The following is a 20,292-nucleotide window of genomic DNA, read 5'->3' on the forward strand; positions in this document are numbered from 1 at the left end:
GATCAATAACAATGGCTCTCGATCAAATTTGGAAACAACAACTGACTTTAGTGACCTATGGTAATGAGTATCTAAAGCAAAATTTAAGCTTTAATCATTGGGTACAGCATGCTATTTTTAACCAGCATAACTTGCATTTCCGTGATCTTTTGTCACAGCATTTACTGGCACAACATTTTCAAGTTTGGCTAGAAGCACTTAAAAAACAAGGTACACAGCGTATTAGTTTACACAGCTCAAGTCTTTTAAATGATGAAAAAAATCCAAATGCCAATGTAGAACTACTCGCGATTCCGCATATTATTATCAGTCATGAACAGCATAAAAAAACCGCATGGATTTTTGGCAAAGAATTAGCAGAATGGTATAGCGCTGACAATGACTATGAAGTGCCTAAGCCACAACAAGAACAATGCCGTCAGGAAACATTTTGGCGTTTTGAGCTGAATCCCAAACTGGCAAAACGTGTAGATGCTGATTTACAACAGCCAAATTGGGATGATATTCAGCTTTATACCAACAATGAATTGTTCGAAAATAAATTTGCTCAAGGCTTTACCGAACCAGCAAACCGAGATTTTCCTTATTACGGCATCATTCCATCTGACCTAGACAGTGCCGATAGATCACCTGTCGCAGAAAGTAAATATCTCCCGTTATTGCCTACCGAGTATCAAGCGGATTATGCACATACGACGCTGCATCGTTTAGAGGCCTTATCAAGCTATATTCAGCACAAACTACAACACCCCTACCATGCCGATGGTAGTGAACTTAGCCCTGAAGAACAGCTGAATTTGCGTCATTTTTCACAAAAGTTAGATGACTTAACGGCAAAATTTATTGTTAAAGTAGCTAATCATTATCAGTCTGCAAAATTGACGCCAGTCGAAGTTGCCAATCCTTTAGATGGTGCACATGCAGCACCCCACACAGCAAAAAATTTAAAAACACATACAGCGCATACTTCGCAAAAAGTCGGTGCATCTGGGGTGATTAAACTAATTTTGTTAACCATTGTGATTTGTATCTGTGCTTATTATTTTGGACTTTGATTTTTGATCAAGATTCTAGAATTGGTGCTAGGTGTTTGGAAAACGTAAACTCAGCATACGCGCTGTATGATGCTTTAAATGAAGATACTTTAAATCAATCGCCAGACATTCACAAAAAAGCACTGCAAATAAGCAGTGCTTTTTATGGTGAGGACAGTTGTATTGTGGTTTCCACATTAAAATATCAACTGCCGCTAGGTTTTATCACGACTTTACCGATTCGATTTTAGCTTTCTTCGCTGCCAGTTTTTTTAACACTTCGGATACGGCCACCATGGCAAAACTTGAAGTTACCACCACTGCTGAGCCGTAGCCGCCACAACGTAAGCCTGCACTTGGGCAAACCTCCGCGCTTGAAAATGGATTATCAATCGAATACACGCAGGTAATGCCAAATTTTTCTTTGCTCTTTTTACAAATGCCTTTGGCACGCAACTGACTGCGCAATTTTGCCAACATGGGATCTTGTTCGGTTTTAGACAAATCTGCCACCCGAATCTTCAGTGGATCAAGCTTCCCACCCGCGCCACCAGAGACAATTAAAGGAATTTTATTAAATCGGCAATGCAGCATTAGCGCGAGTTTCGCTTTGACATCATCAATGCAATCGAGCACAACATCTGGTGTATTGGCTAAAAGTTCTTTAACATTTTCCGGCGTTAAATAATCATCGACCACATTAATTTGAATACGTGGATTAATCGAATAGCAACGCTCAGCCATCACCTCAACTTTTTCTCGCCCTAAGGTTGAACTCATGGCTGGCAGTTGGCGGTTAATATTGGATGCTGCAATCACATCCATATCAATCAGGGTCAGTTCAGCAATGCCTGTTCGCGCTAAGGCTTCAACCGCCCAAGAACCCACACCACCAATCCCAATCACCATGACATGGCTATGTTCATACTGACGAAAAGCATCCTCTCCATAAATTTTTTCCACACCAGCAAAGCGGCGCTCATATTCATCATCTTGAGGGAGATCAGTCATTCGTCATCTAACAGCTAAAAAAATACCAGCGCATTTTATCAAATTCTGTGTTGTTCGGATAATCTATCTGTTCAAGAGAATAAATAGAATGTGATTCAAATAAAAAATGGGCAGATCTTTAGCCCATAAAAAAAGAGGCTTAAGCCTCTTTCTATACACCTTAATTCATAATAAAAAAGTATTCACGGTAATACTTTAATTCTGCAATCGAATCACGAATATCATCCATAGCTAAATGTGAGGCGTTCTTTTTCAAACCGCTCATGATTTCAGGACGCCAGCGCTTCGCCAATTCTTTTACTGATGATACGTCAAGGTTACGGTAATGGAAAAATTGCTCCAATTCAGGCATCAAGCGGTGCATAAAGCGGCGGTCTTGGCAAATTGAGTTGCCACACATTGGCGACACTTTAGGATTGATCCATTTTTTTAAGAATTCAATCGTCTGCTGCTCTGCATCTTGTGCAGTCAATTTACTACGGCGCACACGTTCAATTAATCCAGACTGACCATGTTGACGGGTATTCCATTCATCCATCGCATTGAGGATCAAAGGGGACTGATGAATCGCCAGCACAGGGCCTTCCGCCAAAATATTGAGCTTGTCATCGGTCACAATGGTCGCAATCTCAATAATTTTATCGTTATCGGTATCGAGACCTGTCATCTCAAGGTCAATCCAAATGAGGCGGGTATCAGGAGTGCTGCTCATAAATGTGCAATCTTATTAGGCTTAAAAATGGCTATAGTAGCAAATTTATTGCAACTTGGCTGTAACTCATACCCCGCTTCATGCTATTTTTGCCTTCCTTAGTTCATGGTTTTTTTAGGATATGAATGGCTTTAATTCGTAAACGTCGTTTAACTGAACAGCAACAACGTCGCATTCAGAAACAACATCAAACACGTCAAGAAGAACTCGATACTTCAAATGATCTTGAAGGCCTGGTGGTACAACACTATGGTCGTCAACTTGAAGTTCAAGCCCTATCAATGCCTGATGAGCATCCGACTAAACCTGAAGTCAAATCAGGTGAACCAGAGCCTTTTTGGAAGCCAATTGAAATTGGCAGTGTATGGCGCTGTCATACACGTACCAATTTAGAAGCTTTGGTGACAGGTGACCGTGTTAAGTGGCAAGCAGACCCCAATACGGGTTTGGGTATTATTACGGCCATTCATCCACGCCAATCCCTCCTGACACGCCCAGACCGTTATCATAAAGTTAAACCCGTGGCAGCCAATGTCAGCTTAATTGTGATTGTGTTTGCATCCTTTCCAGAAGTTGCACCCAGTCTCATTGACCGCTATATCGTGGCATGTGCCGATGCCCAAATTCCTGCACTTTTAGTGTTAAATAAAGCTGATTTAATTCAAGAAAATGATCCGATTTTAAAGCTGATGCAAGAGTATCAAGCCTTAGGTTATGAAGTCATGCAATGCCAGTCGACCGGTGATGCCTCTGCGGTCTCCACGTTAGCAAATCGCTTAGCTGGTGAAACTGTGGCCTTTGTCGGACAGTCTGGTGTTGGAAAAAGCTCCCTGATTAATGCCATCGTTCCCGATGCTGCACAAAAAACCAATATCATTTCGGAAAACTCAGCACTGGGTCAACACACCACAACCTCGACGCGTTTGATTGCTTTTGGTGAAGGTTCAGCACTGATTGACTCCCCCGGAATTCGTGAATTTGGTTTATGGCATTTAAACCCAGACAAAGTTCAACATGGTTTTCCTGAAATTGAAAACCTGCTGGGATATTGCCAATTTCGCAATTGTACCCATAAGCATGAAAAGCAATGTGCCTTGCGTCAAGCAGCGCAATCAGGTGAAATTTTGCAACGTCGTTTAGACAGTTATTTACGTTTAACTGATGAAATTGCCGAAGCACAGCAAAAAAATTAATTTTTCTTAACCCTTAGCCCTTGAAGCGGTGATTTTGATCGCCATATTTATGAGCTATACTCTACGCAATTTTAAATTGTAATTAGGTGACTTGTGGAACGTTGGTTGGCATTTATGGGGAATCACCCCTTCTTGTTTGGAACACTTGGGGTCTTGATTGTTTTGTTCTTCGTTTTAGAAGGACAACGCAATGGTCGTAAAATTTCAGCACAATCTTTGGGTATTTTAGTCAAAGCTAAAAATGCCATGCTGATTGATTTACGCGATGCGAAAGACTTCCGTGAAGGTCATATCAGTGGTAGCCGTAACATTCCGTATAGCCAAATTACAAGCCATATTGAAGAGTTAAAATCTGCGGATCGCCCACTGGTGTTTATTTGCAACCTAGGTCAAATCGCGGGTACAGCATTACAACAAGTCGGTCATGCCGATAGCTATCGTTTAGATGGCGGTATAAACAATTGGAAAGCCCAAGGCTTACCTCTTATTAAAAGCAAATAATTCACTTAAGGAGAATTTAAATGGCTGAAGTAATAATTTACTCCACCACAGTTTGCCCGTATTGTGTGCGTGCAAAACAACTTCTTGAGCGTAAAGGCGTGGCTTATAAAGAAATTAATTTGTCTAATGAAGCGCCTGAAGTCCGTATGGAATTGATGCAACGCACCAATCACCGTACTGTTCCACAAATTTTTATTAACGATCAGTTCATTGGCGGATTTGACCAACTTTATGCTTTAGAGCGTGAAGGCAAACTCAACGAACTATTGGTTTAAAACTTTAAATTAAATCACCTCTTCATAATTAAGGATTAAAGAATGAGTGAAGAACAACAAGCTCAACCACAATTGGCATTAGAACGTATTTACACTAAAGATATTTCTTTTGAAGTCCCTGGGGCGCAAGTATTTACCAAAGAATGGCAGCCTGAACTCAATATCAATTTGTCTTCTTCTGCAGAAAAAATTGATGCAACACACTATGAAGTGGCTTTACAAGTGGTTGTTCAAGCGAACAACGCGGGTGAAACAGCATTCATCGTTGATGTCACTCAATCGGGTATCTTCTTGGTCGATAGCGTTGAAGAAGAACGTCTTCCTTATATTCTTGGCGCATATTGCCCAAATATTTTGTTCCCATTCTTACGCGAAGCTGTAAATGATATGGTAACTAAAGGAAGCTTCCCACAGTTGCTTCTTACTCCGATTAACTTCGATGCTGAATTCGAAGCGAATATGCAACGTGCTCAAGTTGCTGCTGAAGGTCAAGCGTAATTTAGCTTTGCTTTGCAATAAAAAAGACCGCATTTACGGTCTTTTTTATTGGTTTTTAAGCCGCCCTCTTTATCAAAGAGGGGTTGGGGGAGATTACAGAATCCCTCCCAACCTCCCTTTAAAAAAGGGAGGAGCTTTTAGATGAATTTATTCACCATCCATCATCAAATCTGCGCTCATACCTACCGTATTGAAGCCAGCATCTACATACATAATTTCACCCGTAATACCACTTGCCCAAGGTGAGCAAAGGAATAGTGCAGCATTACCGACATCTTCAATGGTGACATTACGTTTAAGTGGTGCAACTTTTTCATTAAGATCTAACATTTTACGGAAAGATTTAATCCCTGAAGCTGCTAATGTCCGAATTGGACCCGCTGAAATCGCGTTGACACGAATGCCTTCACTACCCAAGCTAGAGGCTAAATAGCGCACGCCTGCTTCCAATGATGCTTTGGCCATACCCATTACGTTGTAATTTGGCATCACACGTTCAGAACCTTGGTAAGTCAACGTTAGTAAGCAACCTTGGCGAACAGTTAATAATGGTTTTGCAGCACGTGCCATTGCAATAAAGCTATATGCGCTAATGTCATGTGCAACTTTAAAGCCTTCACGATCGGTAACATCGGTAAAGTCGCCATCTAAAGTGTTTGCTGGAGCAAAACCAATAGAGTGAACCACGCCATCTAAACCATCCCAATGTTTTGCCAATTCAACAAAAGCTTGGTCAATCTCTGCATCAACAGCGACATCACAAGGGAAAACTAAAGTTGAACCAAATTGTGCAGCAAAATCATCCACACGTTTTTTTAATTTTTCATTTGGATACGTAAATGCGAGTTCTGCACCTTCACGGTGTAAAGCTTGAGCAATACCAAATGCAATGGATAATTTACTTGCAATACCCGCGATTAAAAAACGCTTACCCGCCAATAGTCCTTGTGCCATGTGAATCTCGCTTAAAATAATTTACAAGCATAATGCCAAGTCTGAAGCATTTGCGAAATTGCATAATGCGCCTTTTTTTAATATGTTCTGTAAAAATCATAAAAAATGCCCCTCGATCAGATCTAGGGGCATTGAGCTTACAAGCCATTTAGTTTTTAGCGTGATTAATCATCACCTTGCAACAAACTAAGCAAACGAAGGAAGGAATAATACATCCAAACCAAGGTCGCAAGTAATGCAATACCACACAACCATTCCATCGCTTTCGGTGCATACTGTGCAGCGGATGATTCAATCAAGTCAAAATCTAAAATTAAGCTTAAAGAAGCAATCACCGCAACAAATGCAGCAAAACCAATCCCGAGCCAATTGCTTTCAAAAATGTAAGGAATGCTCGAACTAAAAGCCAAGCGCATCACAATTTGCACCACAAAAACAATGGCAATCGCAATAGATGCGGACAACACGACCGCCTTAAATTTTTCTGTGGCACGAATAATTTGAAAACGATACAAGGTAAACATCACCAAGGTGGTAATGAAAGTCGCAAGTAAAGCTTGCAACGGTACGCCCGGGAATTTGACTTGGAAGACCACTGAAATCCCCCCTAAAAATGCCCCTTCAAACAAGGCATAAGGGATGGCCAATACGGGCGCAGTATTTGGCTTAAATGTCGTGATCAGCGCCAATATCAAGCCACCAATTGCACCAACCATTGCCGCAGCATAGGCCAGTGATAAATTTAAGGTGATGAAGCTATAAAAAAACAGGGATAATCCGACCACAGCAGCAATGACGGTTAATAAGATCGATTTTTGAACCGCGCCTTGCACGGTCATCGTGTCATTAAAATCACTGTGGGTTTCTACCCGAGTTAAAATGGGGTTATTACTTTGCATAATGGGCTCATTCTTTTCATTTAAATAAAATTTTAAATATATAAGTAGGGTTTGTTCTTTTTTATACTACTGCTCTGTCGTGTAAAAGCCAAATCAGAACATTAAATCAAGACAAAATATAACTAAGTCAAATACCATATATTCATAGCAGACTCTAAAATTAAATACGAATCTTTATGGATAAAAGGTATTAAGCAACGCTTTTTTTAAAACTCAAGCTGTAAAGCCTGAAGCGAGTTCCGCCATAGCTTCGGTGCTAGAATATCAGGATCGAGATGCAGTGTCGCAGCCAATCCCGTTAAAACATGCGGTAAATTGACTGGTGTATTTCGGGTACGATGTTCAGTCGAACTTTGACAGCATAAGGGTGTCATATCGGGACAGTCCGTTTCGAGCACCAAATGTTCAGCACCCACCGCCTGCACCACGGCATGTAATTTTTTCGCATTCGGATTGGTAATTTGTCCCGTCACACCAATTTTAAAACCCAGTTTAATAAAAGCTTTGGCTTCTTCTATGCCACCACTAAAAGCATGTGCAATTCCACCTAATTTAAATTGATGCTGTTTTAAAATCGCCAAGGTTTCAGCATGCGATTTACGAATATGCAAAAGCACGGGCTTCTGAAACTGCTCAGCCAATTCAATTTGTACAGAAAAAAAATCTTTTTGCTTTTGAAAAATTTCGGACTGTTTGTGCTGTTTTAAAAAGGTGTCTAAGCCTATTTCTCCAATCGCCACACATTGTTCTGTTTTTAAAATAGCTTCTAAATCGGCAAGATGGGACCGTTGATGCTCTTCAATATAAAAAGGATGTAAGCCCGGCGCTAAATAGCTTTTCGGTGCATGCTCTAATTGATTTAAATCATGTTGGCTTTGCAGCAAAGTTTGAAAACGCGATTGTACAAAACCAATCAAAATTAAGCGTTCTACCCCAACCGCTTTTGCTGCGCGTGCCAATTGCTCCCGATCAGAATCAAAATCGGCAACATCAAAATGGGTATGGGTATCAAACAGTGAATAAAGCATTAAGGTTTGGCTTTATTTACTGTGGCAGCACTGGCAGCCACGGTCTGATCTTTGACTTCAACCTGCGGTAAATATTCTTTTTTCAGTATGCCTTGCAACTGGTCATAAGGAATCGTCAAACGTGGTAATCCTACGACATAGGGACCAATTTCATATTCGCCATATTGCAAAATTAACCCTTGTTTAGATAAATAAAAATTATCTGAGAGACTAAATTTCCACGCCTGTTCATATTCTTCAACGCTATTGGCTAATTTAGATTCCAGCACCCACGTTTTAAACACCTCGTGTGCTTTTTTTTCTAAATGGGCTTTTTGATTGGGCGCTAAAAGATCATTGAGCTCAACTTGTTTTTGCTGTTTCAGGTCAAAATTATAATAACGCTGTGAAGAAGAACCATGTGCCCCGCCCAAATAACTACTGGAATTTAAAACTACAGTCGCCAAAGGTAAATTTGCATTTAAAATTTTCGGTTTAATCATCAAACTAATTTGATGATTGGCACTTAAAGCCTTTAATTCTTTATCTAAAGCCAAAAAGGTTACTAAATAAGGCGTCACTTGTTTTTCCAGCTTTTGCTTGGCTGTTTCAACTGTTGCCAATTTTTTTGGGGCAGTCGCTTGATCACTCACCTGAATATCCTTCGGATCAGCAGTACTTGCCGCGTGTTGATCTGCCTTCAGTAACTTTGGCGAGATATCTATTATTCGGTTTAATTGTTTTAAGATTTGTTGATCAATCAATTCATCAATAAAGGCTTGGTTACTGGACAGACGTTCAATCGAAATTTCTGGACAATTGTTACCATCACATTCAGGCAAAACCAAGGCTAACTTTTCAGAATCACCTGTCAATTTTAAAATTTCAGGTTCGACTGTGCTCTGCTTTTGTACTGGATCTTCTTTTGGCTCAGTTTGTTTCGGTTGGCAGGCACTCAATGCCATCATGGATGCAAGAATACTGATCGTAAATAGTGTTTTATTTTTTAACATGATTCTGACCTATAACTTTTATCTGATAAATTGACTGTCATGAAATGTCTGTATTCACTACGCATGACTAGAACATATTCTGATAAGCATCAACTTTCAATATCTGCTTGGTTTGTTGTTTATTTAAATAAATATCCAGTTGCGCGCCATCTTTAACAATTTCATGGGTACGATAATGTAAACCAATGCCTTCTTGATCAAAGAACCAATCCGCTTGTCCCCAGTAAAGTTTTTTCGGTGCGTGTTGTTTGACTTCAGTACCCTGTTCTTTTAACCATTTTTGATACGCTTGCTGCACAATATTATTCATGTGAGTTTGCTGTTTCGGCTGAATTAAATCTAATAAAAGCACAGGTTGCTGCTTTTTACGATCCGCCACAAAGAAGTAATAACGCTCTTTGACGTTAACCCCTTCTTGCTTGGTATCCACCCCTAACTGCATCAGCACATACTGATTACGTTGATTGGCAATTCGAGTATACATGGACAATTCGTAGGCTTTATTCTTAGAAAATTCCGCTTGCCATGCATCTGATTTTTTCACATAGGCATTGATGGCTTGCTGCAAAGTCATATTTTGTTTCAGACCAATTTGATCTTGAATCACCTTGGCTTGGCTCTTGGCAATCCAATCATTGAGCCAAGTATCTTCAGTATGTACGGTTTGAATACTGAGATCGATACAATTCTTGGTTTCACAAAAAGGTAAGGCAATTTTTGCCTGTTGTTCTTGGATATTTAAATACGGTAGTACTTCCGCTTGCTCGGTTTTAAAGATAGAGGCTTGTGAATTTTCTTGTGTCGGTTCTTTGGATTCTTGTTTTGAAGCATCACAGGCACTGAGTATCAGACCAATGGCGATCATGGATGCAGCCACTATTTTCCCGTTCATGCTCACAACTCTTTTTCTAAAATAATTAATCTATATGAATGATGCTAAGCGGGCTGTTGACACTTCATCTATGTTTGCGACGACACATATTTATGAAATGTCATCAGCCCTCTAGTAAAACAGCCTCATAAAGAAGCTGTTTTATTTTGCGTTCTATTTAGTGTTCGCGTGTCGCCCGGAATTGGATATCAGGGTAACGCTCTTGCATCAACTGTAAATTCACACGGCTTGGTGCAAGGTAGGTCAAATGACCACCTCCATCAAGGGACAGTTGATCATGGGCTTTTTTCTTAAACTCATTGAATTTCTTTTCATCATCACATGAAACCCAACGTACAGTATTGATGTTGACTGGCTCATACACACAATCCACTTTGTATTCTTCTTTCAATCGATAGGCAACCACATCAAACTGAAGAACACCGACTGCACCCACAATCAAGTCATTGTTGATTTGCGGCATAAATACCTGCGTTGCACCTTCTTCTGAAAGCTCTTTCAAACCTTTTTGCAACTGTTTCGATTTTAACGGATCTTTTAAACGGACACGGCGGAACATTTCCGGTGCAAAGTGCGGAATACCGGTAAAGTGTAGATTTTCACCCGAGGTAAAGGTATCGCCAATTTGAATGGTTCCGTGGTTATGCAAACCAATAATGTCACCCGGCCATGCTTCTTCAAGCTGTTCGCGCTCACCTGCGAGGAACGTTAAAGCATCGCTAATTCGTACATCTTTACCCAGACGTACATGATTCATTTTCAAACCTTTTTCATACTTACCTGAGCAGATACGCATGAAAGCAATACGGTCACGATGTTTCGGGTCCATATTGGCCTGAATTTTAAACACGAAACCAGAGAAGCCTTCTTCTGTTGCTTCAACTGCACGTTCATGTGTTGGATGTGCTTTAGGTTCAGGTGCCCACTGAATAAATGTATTCAGCACATGATCCACCGCAAAGTTACCCAAAGCCGTACCAAACAGTACCGGTGTTTGCTTACCTTGTAGAAACAAGTCACGATCTAATGGCTCATTGGCCATTTGTACAAGCTCTAACGACTCTTCAAATGCCGCAAAGGCAAGTTCGCCCACTTTTTCACGCAAGTCAGGATGGTCATAGCTATCACGAACTTCAATATCGGTAATGGTTGAACCAAAACCAGCTTTATACACATAAAATTTTTCTTCGAGTAGGTTATATACCCCAGCGAAGTCACGCCCTGTACCCAGTGGCCATGTAATTGGCACACACTGAATTTTAAGGACATTTTCAATTTCATCCAACAGCTCTAAAGGCTCACGGATTTCACGGTCCATTTTATTGACGAAAGAAATAATCGGCGTGTCGCGCATACGACAGACTTCCATTAACTTAATGGTTCGATCTTCGACACCTTTTGCACCGTCAATCACCATTAATGCAGAATCAACCGCAGTTAATGTACGATAAGTATCTTCAGAAAAGTCTTCATGCCCTGGGGTATCCAGCAAGTTAATGACATGTTTTTTATAAGGAAACTGCATTACCGAGGTGGTGATAGAAATCCCACGTTCTTTTTCCATTTCCATCCAGTCAGAAGTGGCAGCACGGTCTGACTTACGACTTTTAACCATTCCAGCAACCTGAATTGCCTTACCCCATAACAACAGTTTTTCTGTCATGGTGGTTTTACCAGCATCGGGGTGGGAAATAATCGCGAACGTCCGTCGCTGAGCGACCTGTGCCGCTAATTCGTCTTTAAAACTCATGAAAGATACCTACTGCAGAATGGCAGTGTAAAAGATCAGAACTGATCAATATAAAAATTTGCCGATATTGTAGCAGATCATCAAACTTTTGAAATGAACTAAACTTGTTCAAAGCACATCTATCTTAATTCGAAAATGTGTATTTAATCTCTTCTAAGTGATCAACCTTCACCGGCATTCCCAATAAATAGCCCTGCAATTGTTGACATCCTAAACGGGTTAATATCTCCGCCTGCAATGGCGTTTCCACCCCTTCTGCGGTCACCACCAAGCCTAATTTAATCGCTAATTGAATAATACTGGCTAAAATCATTTCATCTTTTGAACCAATAGACAGATCTTTAATAAATTCTCGATCTATTTTCAGCTCATCCACAGGTAAATTTTTTAAATATAAAAAACTCGAATGCCCGGTCCCAAAGTCATCAATGGCAAGTTTAATCCCCATCTGACGCAAACGATTAAAACAACGGATACTGGCATCAATATGATGCATCGCGGTAGATTCAGTAATTTCAATTGCCAAATGATTCGGCTTAATTTGATACTTTTGAAATAAGCCTTCCAGTGTTGAAAACAGATGCTTATGTTCAAATTGTACAGCAGACAAATTTACCGCTACAGGGAAATAATTTGAACCATTTTGCTCCCAAATTTGGATTTGTTTACAGGCTTGCTCAAGCGCCCAATAGCCCATTGGAATAATCAGTCCGGTTTTTTCAGCGCCAGGAATAAACATATTGGGTGCTAAAAGCCCTAAACTGGGATGATTCCAACGAATAAGCGCTTCTACACCACAAATTTCACGATTTTTGGTGGTAAATTTAGGCTGATAAAACAGTACAAATTGTTGTTCTTCTACGGCTTTATACAAATCATTGATCAGTTTGGTTTGGCTTTTCGCTTCTTGTTGATCGGCAGTAAAATTAAAGAACGAATAGGTATTTCTGCCCTGATTTTTTGATGTCAACATTGCAGCATCGGCATTAATCAATAAATCTTGTAAATTATTGGCATGATCTGGATACATCGCGATGCCGATACTACTCGAAATATTAATTTCTTTACCCGCAATTAAGAAACTGTCCTGTATCCATCCCAAGACTTCTTCTGCGGTTTCGCTAGCCGTGTCAATGGTTGCGCGCTCTAGAACCATCAAAAATTCATCACCACCGATACGCAGCAATTTTTCATTTGCTTTGAGTTTACTGTGAATCCGCGCAGCAAGCAGTACCAACAGTTGATCGCCCACATGATGCCCAAAAACATCATTCACTGCTTTAAAGCGATCTAAATCAATATAAAGAAAGGCAATTTTATCATCGCGGTAACGATGCTCAGTAAATAAAAAATGTGAATATTCTGCTAAGAATAAACGGTTAGGCAATTTGGTTAAATTATCTTCTACCGCGCGATTGGCTAACTCACGATTGACTTTAGACAGCTGTTTATTGCGGGCTTCTAAGCGTTGTTCTAATACAGCCACACAAAATGTAGCAACCAAAATTAAGCTACTAATAAATACGATCGTAAATAAAATTAATCCTTGTCCAGTTGGATTATTTGAAACCAGCTGATCGGTATTAATCGAATCAAAAGACAGCGCAGCCATACCCGTATAGTGCATTGCAACAATGGTAAAAGCCAACATCAATACAAGGTAGAGTTTAATATGAATCAGTTTATAGACCGCACTTTTATATTTAAAAGTCAGCCATAAAGTTAGACCAGATCCAGTAATAGCAATCAAAACAGAAAACAGGATTAACAGTGGATCGTAGTGCATCTTATGCTGATCCAGCACTAAGCCCATCATTCCGACATAGTGCATTCCAGAGATACCGAGTCCCATCAAAAGCGCACCCAAAATAAGGCACATAAAAGGCAAGGTTTCTTTGGTGATTAACCAGACAGTAAAGGTAGAGGCAATGAATGCAATAATATAAGAAACAAAAATAAACCTGTAATCCGAAACGTAATCTACTGGTAATTGGCTGGCCAGTATACCAACCAAATGCGTACACCAAATTGCAGCACCTAAAACAAAGCCACTGATCACAAGAAGCGTTTTTTTATACTTTTTAAACAGCTCACGAAATAATAATTGTTCAATCGATATGGCTAAATAGCAAATTAAAATAGCAAGAATAATAGAACCTACAATGAGGCTAAAATCATAATGTATATGAATCATATTCAGCTTCCGTATTGGTTATATTTTTGTTTTAATCCGCATTATTAATATCAATTACCCTTTCACGAAAGTTTTTCGCCTCTAAAAAGTGCTTATATAAAAAATCGATCAAAATAAGAATCTTATACTATTTCATTTTGGTCAAGTGGTAATTACGCTATCCACTTTTATTTCTAATTTAGGCATTTCATTAAGCAAACCTAGATCAATTTTTTTTCAATTAACCCTACTCCGTTCATGTTTTTATACTTAAGGTCATCATCTATAAAACCCAATAATTGAACAACAAGTCTAATCTATTTAAAAAAAATCGCTATATCTTTTTACTGGCTGGTACAGATTAAACCAGCCTTATGCAATCCACAATGATGAATATACAGCCAAATAAAACCAGTCAACTGAGCTGACTGGTTTTTTAACATTTAAGTCAACAATCCTGAATCAAGCATGCTATTGAGCAGAGGCTTGAGTCGATTGTAATTTAGCATAATCCAATAAAACTTGAGCAGACTCAGTCACAAATACTTCTTCCTCCGCTAAAGCAGGTCGTTTTGCTGCTTTCATTTTGGCACGAGACTCAATCAAAGCGTCAATTGAGGCTTGATAACTTTCCCAATTGGCATACGGTTTTTGTCCTGTCACAGCCCGACGTTGATTCTCGGACTCTAAGGTTTGCTGCTCTAACGCATTCAACTCTGCTTTACGCTGATCAATATCTAGGACGACACGTTTTTGCTCATCGGTTTTTTTAGCAATGGCTTTACGCTGTTCTAAATATTTAAATTGCGGATCATTCACCACCCGTTGTTGTGATAACTGGGCTAAGTTTTGCACATAAGGTTGTACCGAACCTTCACGTTTAAACGGTGCTGTTGGAATGGTGTCCCACTTCAAGGCATTTTTCGCCTTACGCTCACCAAACTCTTCATTGTAAATATCGACCAGTTTAATGTCGGGTACAACGCCTTTATTTTGGGTACTTCCGCCAGTCACACGATAGAACTTACGCTGCGTTAAAGTCGCTTGACCATAAGCTAAGGTGTCCAATTGAACTTGTGCTGTACCCTTGCCCGTGGTTGTGCTGCCAATCACAATACCGCGCTCATAATCCTGAATCGCGGCTGAATAAATCTCACTGGCAGATGCCGAAGCCAAATTCACCATCACCGCCAGAGGGCCAGCATAGGTTTGTGTGCCACCATCATCATCTTCAAATACGCTGACATTACCACTGCCGTCGCGTATTTGTACCACTGGACCAGTCTTGATCACTTGACCCAACATACGTGCAACTTCTTCGAGTGAGCCACCTGGGTTATTACGCAAATCAATAATAATCCCTTCAACATTCTTTGCAGCCAACGCTTTTAATGCATTGTTGGTGTCCTCAGAAACTGAGCGATATTCGGCGCCCGCACGGCGCGCACGATAGTTCAAATAGAACGATGGAATTTCAATCACACCAAAAGTATGGTTTTTACCATCACGCTTAATATCAACGGTACGTGAACGTACCCCTGCATCTTCTTCTTGAATGACATCACGCACCAAACTTACGGTACGCGCTTGGCTCATGGATGCACCGGCACCGAGTAAACGTAAGCTGACTTTAGTGCCGCGCTTACCGCGGATTAAACCAACCACTTCACCACTTGACCACCCCACAACATCGACCATTTTGTCGCCATCTTGTGCAACACCAATAATCCGGTCACCCGATTTAATTTGACCTGACTTACTGGCTGGACCACCTTCGACAATCGTTTCAATCTTGGTGTAGTCTTCATTACCACGTTCAGGACGAATCGAAACCCCAATCCCTTCTAATTGCAACGTGGTTTGGCGGTTCAGCTCCATCGCATCGACAGGTGGGAAATAGTTGCTATGCGGATCATAGGTCAACATCATCGCATTTAAGGTTTTGTCCAAGACATCATCACTTTTCACACGACTGACACGCTCAAGTTGGCGCGTATAACGCTTGGTCAATGTTTGGACAGGAGTTAAATCTTCTGGGCTGGTTAAATCTTGCCCATTGGCTAAAGTAGGATCATCTTTTAATGCTTTTTGTTTGGCAGATTCTTCTTCTTTGCTAATGTTTAAGTTAATCAGCTGCGACACCAACATTTTTTGCCAATGTTTATGCTGCTCTTCTACAGAATTAAAATAAGGCGCTTTTTCGCGGTCGGTTTCAATATAAACATTACTTTGCTTTAAGTTTTGTGGTTTTTTCAATTCAGCCAACATGAATTGATAGAACTGTTTTAAACGCTCACGATATTGGGCGTGAATTAAATAAGGACCCGATAAATCCCCAGCTTTTAATGCAGCACCAAAAGTTGCACCATAATTTTTCTTATACTGTTCAACTTCAGCGGCTAAAAATAATGAATGGTCTGCATCTAAACTATCTAAATAGAAATCAAGAATTCGATTAGAGGTATTGGCATCTAAACGCATATTTAAGTAATGTTGACGGTCAACCAATGTTGCCAATTGGCGTGATACCAGTGCTTGTTCTTGTGTCGATTGAATGGTTTCAGGCGCGGCAACCGTATTATTGGCTGCGATTGCCTCGTTCATTACATGGGAAAAGAAAAATCCACCCGTTGCAATTGTAACGGCACAAGCTAATGTTTGAAGTTTCATAAATAATTCGTACTTCCTTGGTCTTTGACCAATATTACAACGTTGTTTTTCAGCATGAATTGAGTATATTCAAATTCTTAAACAACTTAATATGTGTATGTCGTGTAGTTTTATCATATTCTGTACTGTCAAAATGTAGCAAATCATTGCAGAATTCAGGTATTGTTTTTGCTTTATAAAATACCAACACGGACACCGATATGATTGGCGCATTGATGCTAGACATCGCTGGCACAGAACTTACTCAAGAAGATATTGAACTATTACAAGCACCGCAAGTAGGCGGCATGATTTTATTTTCGCGAAATATAGAATCACCAGAACAAGTTCGTGCTTTAACAGATCATATGCGTCGTGTAAGACCTGATATTTTAATTGCCGTTGATCAAGAAGGTGGTCGCGTGCAACGCCTAAAACAGGGTTTCACCTTGCTGCCTGCAATGGGTCGTTTAGGTGAACGCTATCTGACTGATCCAGAACAAGCTATTGCTTTAGCGGAACAATGCGGTTGGCTGATGGCAACCGAAGTCCTTGCTGTAGGGATCGACTTTAGCTTTGCACCTGTATTGGACTTAAATGATGTCAGTGATGTGATTGGTGACCGTGCATTTGCCCAAAATATTCAAGATATTGTGCCACTTGCTCGTGCATTTTTAGCAGGCATGAAACGTGCGGGTATGGCAAATACAGGAAAACATTTCCCGGGTCATGGTTCAGTCAAGGCCGATTCTCACATTGCAGCACCTGTAGATTCGCGTTCGTATGACGAAATCTATCACCAAGATATGCAGACGTTTATTCAACTCATGCCGCAACTTGATGCACTCATGCCAGCGCATGTGATTTACGATCAAGTCGATCCAAATCCAGCGGGTTTCTCACCCTATTGGATTCAAAAAGTCCTACGTCAAGACTTGAACTTTGAGGGTGTACTTTTCTCAGACGACTTAACCATGCAAGCTGCCTGTGTGGTCGGTGGCGCAGATGCGCGTATCCAAGCGGCACTCAAAGCAGGGTGTGATATGGGCTTAGTCTGTAATGACCGTTCAGCAGCGTGTACTGCTTTAGCTGGTATGCAGCGACTCCCCCTACCCAATCAACAACGCTTGGAACGTATGCGTGGAAAAATCCCATCCATCACTGTGGGTCAAATCCTTGAATTAGGTACTGAATGGCAAAAAGTGAAAGACAATATCGAAAACTTTAAAAAATCATTTAATTAATGCGACAAAAGGAACACGACAAGGTGTTCCTTTTTCTTTATGATAATAAAAAACAAAGTCACAGACTTTTTACATTGCTTGGCTCATTTTATCTTGCACAAGAAATTTAAAAAAAGCCGCGATGAAGATAAAAAATCGAATCGACTTACATTTAAAACTACAAAAACAGATAAGGTCAGGATGACATGACACAACAGCTTTCAGAACATCGACATATTTCATTTACTGCGCATTATACCGGCTATATTTGGTACAGCATGGGGATTTCTCACCCTGTTTTTGCAACCTCTAAAGGTAAAATGCTGGCAAAATTGGTTCATCCTTTAGAAAGTTGGGCTGAAAAATTTGTCGGTGGCAGCATGCGTACTACGCTGAAACAACGCCACAGCATGATTGACCAACACCTTATTCAACTGATTGAGCAGCACCCCGACTTACAAGTGCTGGAAATCGCCAGTGGGCTTTCACCGCGAGGATGGAATTTTCGCCAAAAATTCCCCAACCTTGATTATCGTGAACTTGATTTACCCGATATGGCAAGAGTTAAAACCCAAGCTCTCCAAAAAATTGATTGCAATAGCCCCGAAGTTTTATCAGTCGATTTATTCACTGCGAACTTCGAACAAGCATTTCAAGTCTTTGATCCCACCCGACCATTGGTGGTGATTAGTGAAGGTTTGATTAACTACTTCAATAAAAACATGTTATTACAATTACTGCATGCCATTTCACATTACGGGCAAAATTTCAAAGAACTGCATTACCTGACAGATCTCTACCCTGAACCGGTCAAAAATAAATTAGCCAAGTTTATTTGGGGGTGCAGTAAATTACTGAAATGGATGTCGCGTAGCGCTTTTAGTTTTCACTTCGTTCATCCCCAACAGGCACAAAGTTTTTTCCAGCAAGCAGGTTTTGAACAGGCCAATATTACTCAACCGCAACTATATTTTGACCACCAGACATCCTCTTTACCATCTAATGAGGAATATCTAGGGGACAATGATGAACATCTAGGAGACTTAGTTTGGATGATTCATGCCAGCATAAAAAACAGCGTTGATTAACGCTGTTTTTTATTCCGTATTGAAAAATTAACTCACCGCTTCCAATACCGCAACGGCCTCTTTTTGCCGTTGTATATAACGCATTAAGCGCTCCGCTACCTCAAAACTACCATGTTTAAATAAAGCACGAATTTGCGTTGAACCTACGTCAAAAATTAAACATTCAATTTTAAATTGACCTTCTTCATCTTCCAGATGTAAAGCCAAATCACGTGGATATTGTTGCGCTTGTGCCGTTAAACCTTCAGTAAATTCAAGTAAAATGCCAAAGTAGTTTAAATCAACAATCTGGGTCGGCAGTTGCAAATCTGAATGACGATGGGTCAATAGCGTCATCGGTTGTTGTACTGCAATCCGTTCTTCCCCACGACGCTCCAAGGTGAGCAATTGCACCCGTGTCATGGGAATAATGCCTTCCACATTGTGAATGGATAGACCTTGTAAGAAGGTCGCAAATAAACCCATGGTTTCTTTACGGCGTTGTAATTGTGGAACATGGTCGGCATTGGCAATCATGGCAAATTCCATCTCTGGACATTGCAGGGCAAAATTGGCATTTTCATGCGGCAAAGTAAAACTGTCATATTGCCCACATGCCACCAGCACCTTACATTGTGGAATAGGCACATCGGTTAAACGCAGCAACCGATTACAGTTAATTTCATAGCGCTCTTGCTCGGTTGCCGTAAACTCAGCCATCTGCCTAAAAAACAAACGCTTTGCCGTAGGGGACATGCGCGTTTTGTCCATTTTGGCATGATTGACCAAATATAAAATCACCGCCTGACCAAATTCGTCCATGCGTTGTTCTTTCATCAAATGCAAAGATTCTTCAAGCAACATCCGCCAACTTTTACGGGTTTTTTGCATCACCCCCATCAAAATCATGCGATCAACCAGTTCTGGACGTTGCACGGCAAAACTTGAAGCAACCACCGAACCTAGCGACATACCCATCACCGAGACTTTGCATAGCTGCTCGATATCGAGCCATTGCCCTAACATTTTGGCTAAATCGGGTAGCTCTAAAGTTCCAGCTGAAAGACCCGTATCACGATTGCTGATTTGTTGGTTTGCCCCCATCGAAGGCAGATCAATTAAAATGATTGGACCCGCACTCAGCAACTGTTCAACACAGTATTTATACGAATTAAAATTTTGAAATGCCCCACCGACAATCACAATTGGCGTATTGTGCATCGTTTCAGGCTGAGCAATCGCCATATATTCAATTTTCCAGCCATCAATCCATGTGGTACGTGCAGGCGCTTTAAAACTGTTTCGATGATAAAGATCAAAAAAACCAACGCTCATATTTGCTTGTTGTACTTCCGCGTCCATTTGGATCATGGAATTCATATCCCTTCCTCCATCCTTGCCTTATTGTTATTTTGCAAGAAAATATATATAGAATTTCTGC

The 20,292-nt window shown here is 40.5% G+C and carries 19 protein-coding genes; 8 read left to right on the plus strand and 11 right to left on the minus strand.

The window, feature by feature from the left end; translation table 11 throughout:
* Positions 1 to 11: 11 nt before the first annotated feature.
* Together F994_RS07860 and F994_RS07865 are read left to right on the plus strand one after the other, a co-directional pair.
* Positions 12 to 1,055: a hypothetical protein gene (locus F994_RS07860; protein ID WP_004649749.1), complete on the plus strand. Its 1,044-nt coding sequence runs from the start codon at positions 12 to 14 to the stop codon at positions 1,053 to 1,055.
* Between the two features lie 35 nt (positions 1,056 to 1,090).
* The gene (locus F994_RS07865) at positions 1,091 to 1,285 is read left to right on the plus strand and encodes a hypothetical protein (protein ID WP_034696937.1); all 195 of its coding nucleotides are present in this window, start codon (positions 1,091 to 1,093) and stop codon (positions 1,283 to 1,285) included.
* On the opposite strand, the gene F994_RS07870 is transcribed toward F994_RS07865, so the two are convergent.
* Positions 1,260 to 2,045, minus strand: a complete 786-nt coding sequence (locus F994_RS07870; RefSeq protein ID WP_004649750.1) for a tRNA threonylcarbamoyladenosine dehydratase — start codon at positions 2,043 to 2,045, stop codon at positions 1,260 to 1,262. The genes F994_RS07865 and F994_RS07870 overlap by 26 nt on opposite strands.
* Before the next feature lie 160 nt (positions 2,046 to 2,205).
* On the minus strand, positions 2,206 to 2,757 hold the full coding sequence (orn, locus tag F994_RS07875) for an oligoribonuclease (RefSeq protein WP_004649751.1): 552 nt from the start codon (positions 2,755 to 2,757) through the stop codon (positions 2,206 to 2,208).
* A 125-nt stretch (positions 2,758 to 2,882) separates the two neighbouring features.
* Here orn and rsgA point away from each other — a divergent pair, with 125 nt between their 5' ends.
* The 4 genes from rsgA to secB all read left to right on the plus strand — a co-directional run bounded on the left by rsgA (position 2,883) and on the right by secB (position 5,224).
* Positions 2,883 to 3,950, plus strand: coding sequence for a small ribosomal subunit biogenesis GTPase RsgA (gene rsgA, locus F994_RS07880; protein ID WP_004649753.1), 1,068 nt, complete (start codon positions 2,883 to 2,885; stop codon positions 3,948 to 3,950).
* A gap of 93 nt (positions 3,951 to 4,043) precedes the next feature.
* Positions 4,044 to 4,451 carry a rhodanese-like domain-containing protein gene (locus F994_RS07885; RefSeq protein ID WP_004649754.1) on the plus strand — a complete coding sequence of 136 codons (408 nt, stop codon included), beginning with the start codon at positions 4,044 to 4,046 and terminating at the stop codon, positions 4,449 to 4,451.
* 20 nt (positions 4,452 to 4,471) lie between these two features.
* Entirely contained in the window at positions 4,472 to 4,726 is a 255-nt protein-coding gene (gene grxC / locus F994_RS07890; protein ID WP_004649755.1) for a glutaredoxin 3, read from the plus strand.
* A 42-nt stretch (positions 4,727 to 4,768) separates the two neighbouring features.
* The gene (gene secB / locus F994_RS07895; RefSeq protein WP_004649756.1) at positions 4,769 to 5,224 is read left to right on the plus strand and encodes a protein-export chaperone SecB; all 456 of its coding nucleotides are present in this window, start codon (positions 4,769 to 4,771) and stop codon (positions 5,222 to 5,224) included.
* A 147-nt stretch (positions 5,225 to 5,371) separates the two neighbouring features.
* Here the strand turns inward: secB and F994_RS07900 are convergent, their stop codons facing one another.
* The 8 genes from F994_RS07900 to F994_RS07935 form a co-directional block, all read right to left on the minus strand.
* On the minus strand, positions 5,372 to 6,178 hold the full coding sequence (locus F994_RS07900; RefSeq protein ID WP_004649757.1) for an enoyl-ACP reductase FabI: 807 nt from the start codon (positions 6,176 to 6,178) through the stop codon (positions 5,372 to 5,374).
* Between the two features lie 164 nt (positions 6,179 to 6,342).
* Positions 6,343 to 7,077: a Bax inhibitor-1/YccA family protein gene (locus F994_RS07905; RefSeq protein WP_004649758.1), complete on the minus strand. Its 735-nt coding sequence runs from the start codon at positions 7,075 to 7,077 to the stop codon at positions 6,343 to 6,345.
* A gap of 206 nt (positions 7,078 to 7,283) precedes the next feature.
* On the minus strand, positions 7,284 to 8,105 hold the full coding sequence (locus F994_RS07910) for a TatD family hydrolase (RefSeq protein WP_004649759.1): 822 nt from the start codon (positions 8,103 to 8,105) through the stop codon (positions 7,284 to 7,286).
* Entirely contained in the window at positions 8,105 to 9,097 is a 993-nt protein-coding gene (locus tag F994_RS07915) for an RsiV family protein (RefSeq protein WP_004649760.1), read from the minus strand. Before F994_RS07915 ends, F994_RS07910 begins: the two co-directional genes overlap by 1 nt.
* A 67-nt stretch (positions 9,098 to 9,164) precedes the next feature.
* The gene (locus tag F994_RS07920; RefSeq protein ID WP_004649761.1) at positions 9,165 to 9,989 is read right to left on the minus strand and encodes a hypothetical protein; all 825 of its coding nucleotides are present in this window, start codon (positions 9,987 to 9,989) and stop codon (positions 9,165 to 9,167) included.
* 157 nt (positions 9,990 to 10,146) lie between these two features.
* Complete coding sequence (locus tag F994_RS07925) at positions 10,147 to 11,739, minus strand: peptide chain release factor 3 (RefSeq protein ID WP_004649762.1); 1,593 nt, start codon at positions 11,737 to 11,739, stop codon at positions 10,147 to 10,149.
* A 124-nt stretch (positions 11,740 to 11,863) separates the two neighbouring features.
* Complete coding sequence (locus tag F994_RS07930) at positions 11,864 to 13,933, minus strand: bifunctional diguanylate cyclase/phosphodiesterase (RefSeq protein ID WP_004649764.1); 2,070 nt, start codon at positions 13,931 to 13,933, stop codon at positions 11,864 to 11,866.
* A gap of 450 nt (positions 13,934 to 14,383) precedes the next feature.
* Positions 14,384 to 16,582, minus strand: a complete 2,199-nt coding sequence (locus tag F994_RS07935; RefSeq protein ID WP_004649765.1) for a carboxy terminal-processing peptidase — start codon at positions 16,580 to 16,582, stop codon at positions 14,384 to 14,386.
* Positions 16,583 to 16,782: 200 nt separating this feature from the next.
* On the opposite strand from F994_RS07935, the gene nagZ reads away from it, so the two are divergent.
* Together nagZ and F994_RS07945 are read left to right on the plus strand one after the other, a co-directional pair.
* Positions 16,783 to 17,805: a beta-N-acetylhexosaminidase gene (gene nagZ / locus F994_RS07940; RefSeq protein ID WP_004649766.1), complete on the plus strand. Its 1,023-nt coding sequence runs from the start codon at positions 16,783 to 16,785 to the stop codon at positions 17,803 to 17,805.
* A 185-nt stretch (positions 17,806 to 17,990) separates the two neighbouring features.
* The gene (locus F994_RS07945) at positions 17,991 to 18,872 is read left to right on the plus strand and encodes a class I SAM-dependent methyltransferase (protein ID WP_004649767.1); all 882 of its coding nucleotides are present in this window, start codon (positions 17,991 to 17,993) and stop codon (positions 18,870 to 18,872) included.
* 27 nt (positions 18,873 to 18,899) lie between these two features.
* On the opposite strand, the gene F994_RS07950 is transcribed toward F994_RS07945, so the two are convergent.
* Positions 18,900 to 20,231 (minus strand): alpha/beta fold hydrolase, encoded by a 1,332-nt coding sequence (locus F994_RS07950; RefSeq protein ID WP_004649769.1) that lies wholly within the window; start codon positions 20,229 to 20,231, stop codon positions 18,900 to 18,902.
* Between the last annotated feature and the right edge of the window lie 61 nt (positions 20,232 to 20,292).

The organism is Acinetobacter bohemicus ANC 3994, from assembly GCF_000367925.1.
Lineage (GTDB): Bacteria > Pseudomonadota > Gammaproteobacteria > Pseudomonadales > Moraxellaceae > Acinetobacter > Acinetobacter bohemicus.

Excerpts from the sequence above, each read along its gene's own strand:
- F994_RS07900 (WP_004649757.1), bottom strand. The coding sequence starts at position 6,178 with ATGGCACAAGGACTATTGGCGGGTAAGCGTTTTTTAATCGCGGGTATT.
- secB (WP_004649756.1), top strand. The coding sequence starts at position 4,769 with ATGAGTGAAGAACAACAAGCTCAACCACAATTGGCATTAGAACGTATT.
- F994_RS07860 (WP_004649749.1), top strand. The coding sequence starts at position 12 with ATGGCTCTCGATCAAATTTGGAAACAACAACTGACTTTAGTGACCTAT.
- F994_RS07910 (WP_004649759.1), bottom strand. The coding sequence starts at position 8,105 with ATGCTTTATTCACTGTTTGATACCCATACCCATTTTGATGTTGCCGAT.
- nagZ (WP_004649766.1), top strand. The coding sequence starts at position 16,783 with ATGATTGGCGCATTGATGCTAGACATCGCTGGCACAGAACTTACTCAA.
- F994_RS07870 (WP_004649750.1), bottom strand. The coding sequence starts at position 2,045 with ATGACTGATCTCCCTCAAGATGATGAATATGAGCGCCGCTTTGCTGGT.
- rsgA (WP_004649753.1), top strand. The coding sequence starts at position 2,883 with ATGGCTTTAATTCGTAAACGTCGTTTAACTGAACAGCAACAACGTCGC.
- F994_RS07935 (WP_004649765.1), bottom strand. The coding sequence starts at position 16,582 with ATGAAACTTCAAACATTAGCTTGTGCCGTTACAATTGCAACGGGTGGA.
- F994_RS07915 (WP_004649760.1), bottom strand. The coding sequence starts at position 9,097 with ATGTTAAAAAATAAAACACTATTTACGATCAGTATTCTTGCATCCATG.
- F994_RS07945 (WP_004649767.1), top strand. The coding sequence starts at position 17,991 with ATGACACAACAGCTTTCAGAACATCGACATATTTCATTTACTGCGCAT.
- F994_RS07925 (WP_004649762.1), bottom strand. The coding sequence starts at position 11,739 with ATGAGTTTTAAAGACGAATTAGCGGCACAGGTCGCTCAGCGACGGACG.
- F994_RS07950 (WP_004649769.1), bottom strand. The coding sequence starts at position 20,231 with ATGAATTCCATGATCCAAATGGACGCGGAAGTACAACAAGCAAATATG.
- F994_RS07930 (WP_004649764.1), bottom strand. The coding sequence starts at position 13,933 with ATGATTCATATACATTATGATTTTAGCCTCATTGTAGGTTCTATTATT.
- F994_RS07905 (WP_004649758.1), bottom strand. The coding sequence starts at position 7,077 with ATGCAAAGTAATAACCCCATTTTAACTCGGGTAGAAACCCACAGTGAT.
- orn (WP_004649751.1), bottom strand. The coding sequence starts at position 2,757 with ATGAGCAGCACTCCTGATACCCGCCTCATTTGGATTGACCTTGAGATG.
- F994_RS07920 (WP_004649761.1), bottom strand. The coding sequence starts at position 9,989 with ATGAACGGGAAAATAGTGGCTGCATCCATGATCGCCATTGGTCTGATA.
- grxC (WP_004649755.1), top strand. The coding sequence starts at position 4,472 with ATGGCTGAAGTAATAATTTACTCCACCACAGTTTGCCCGTATTGTGTG.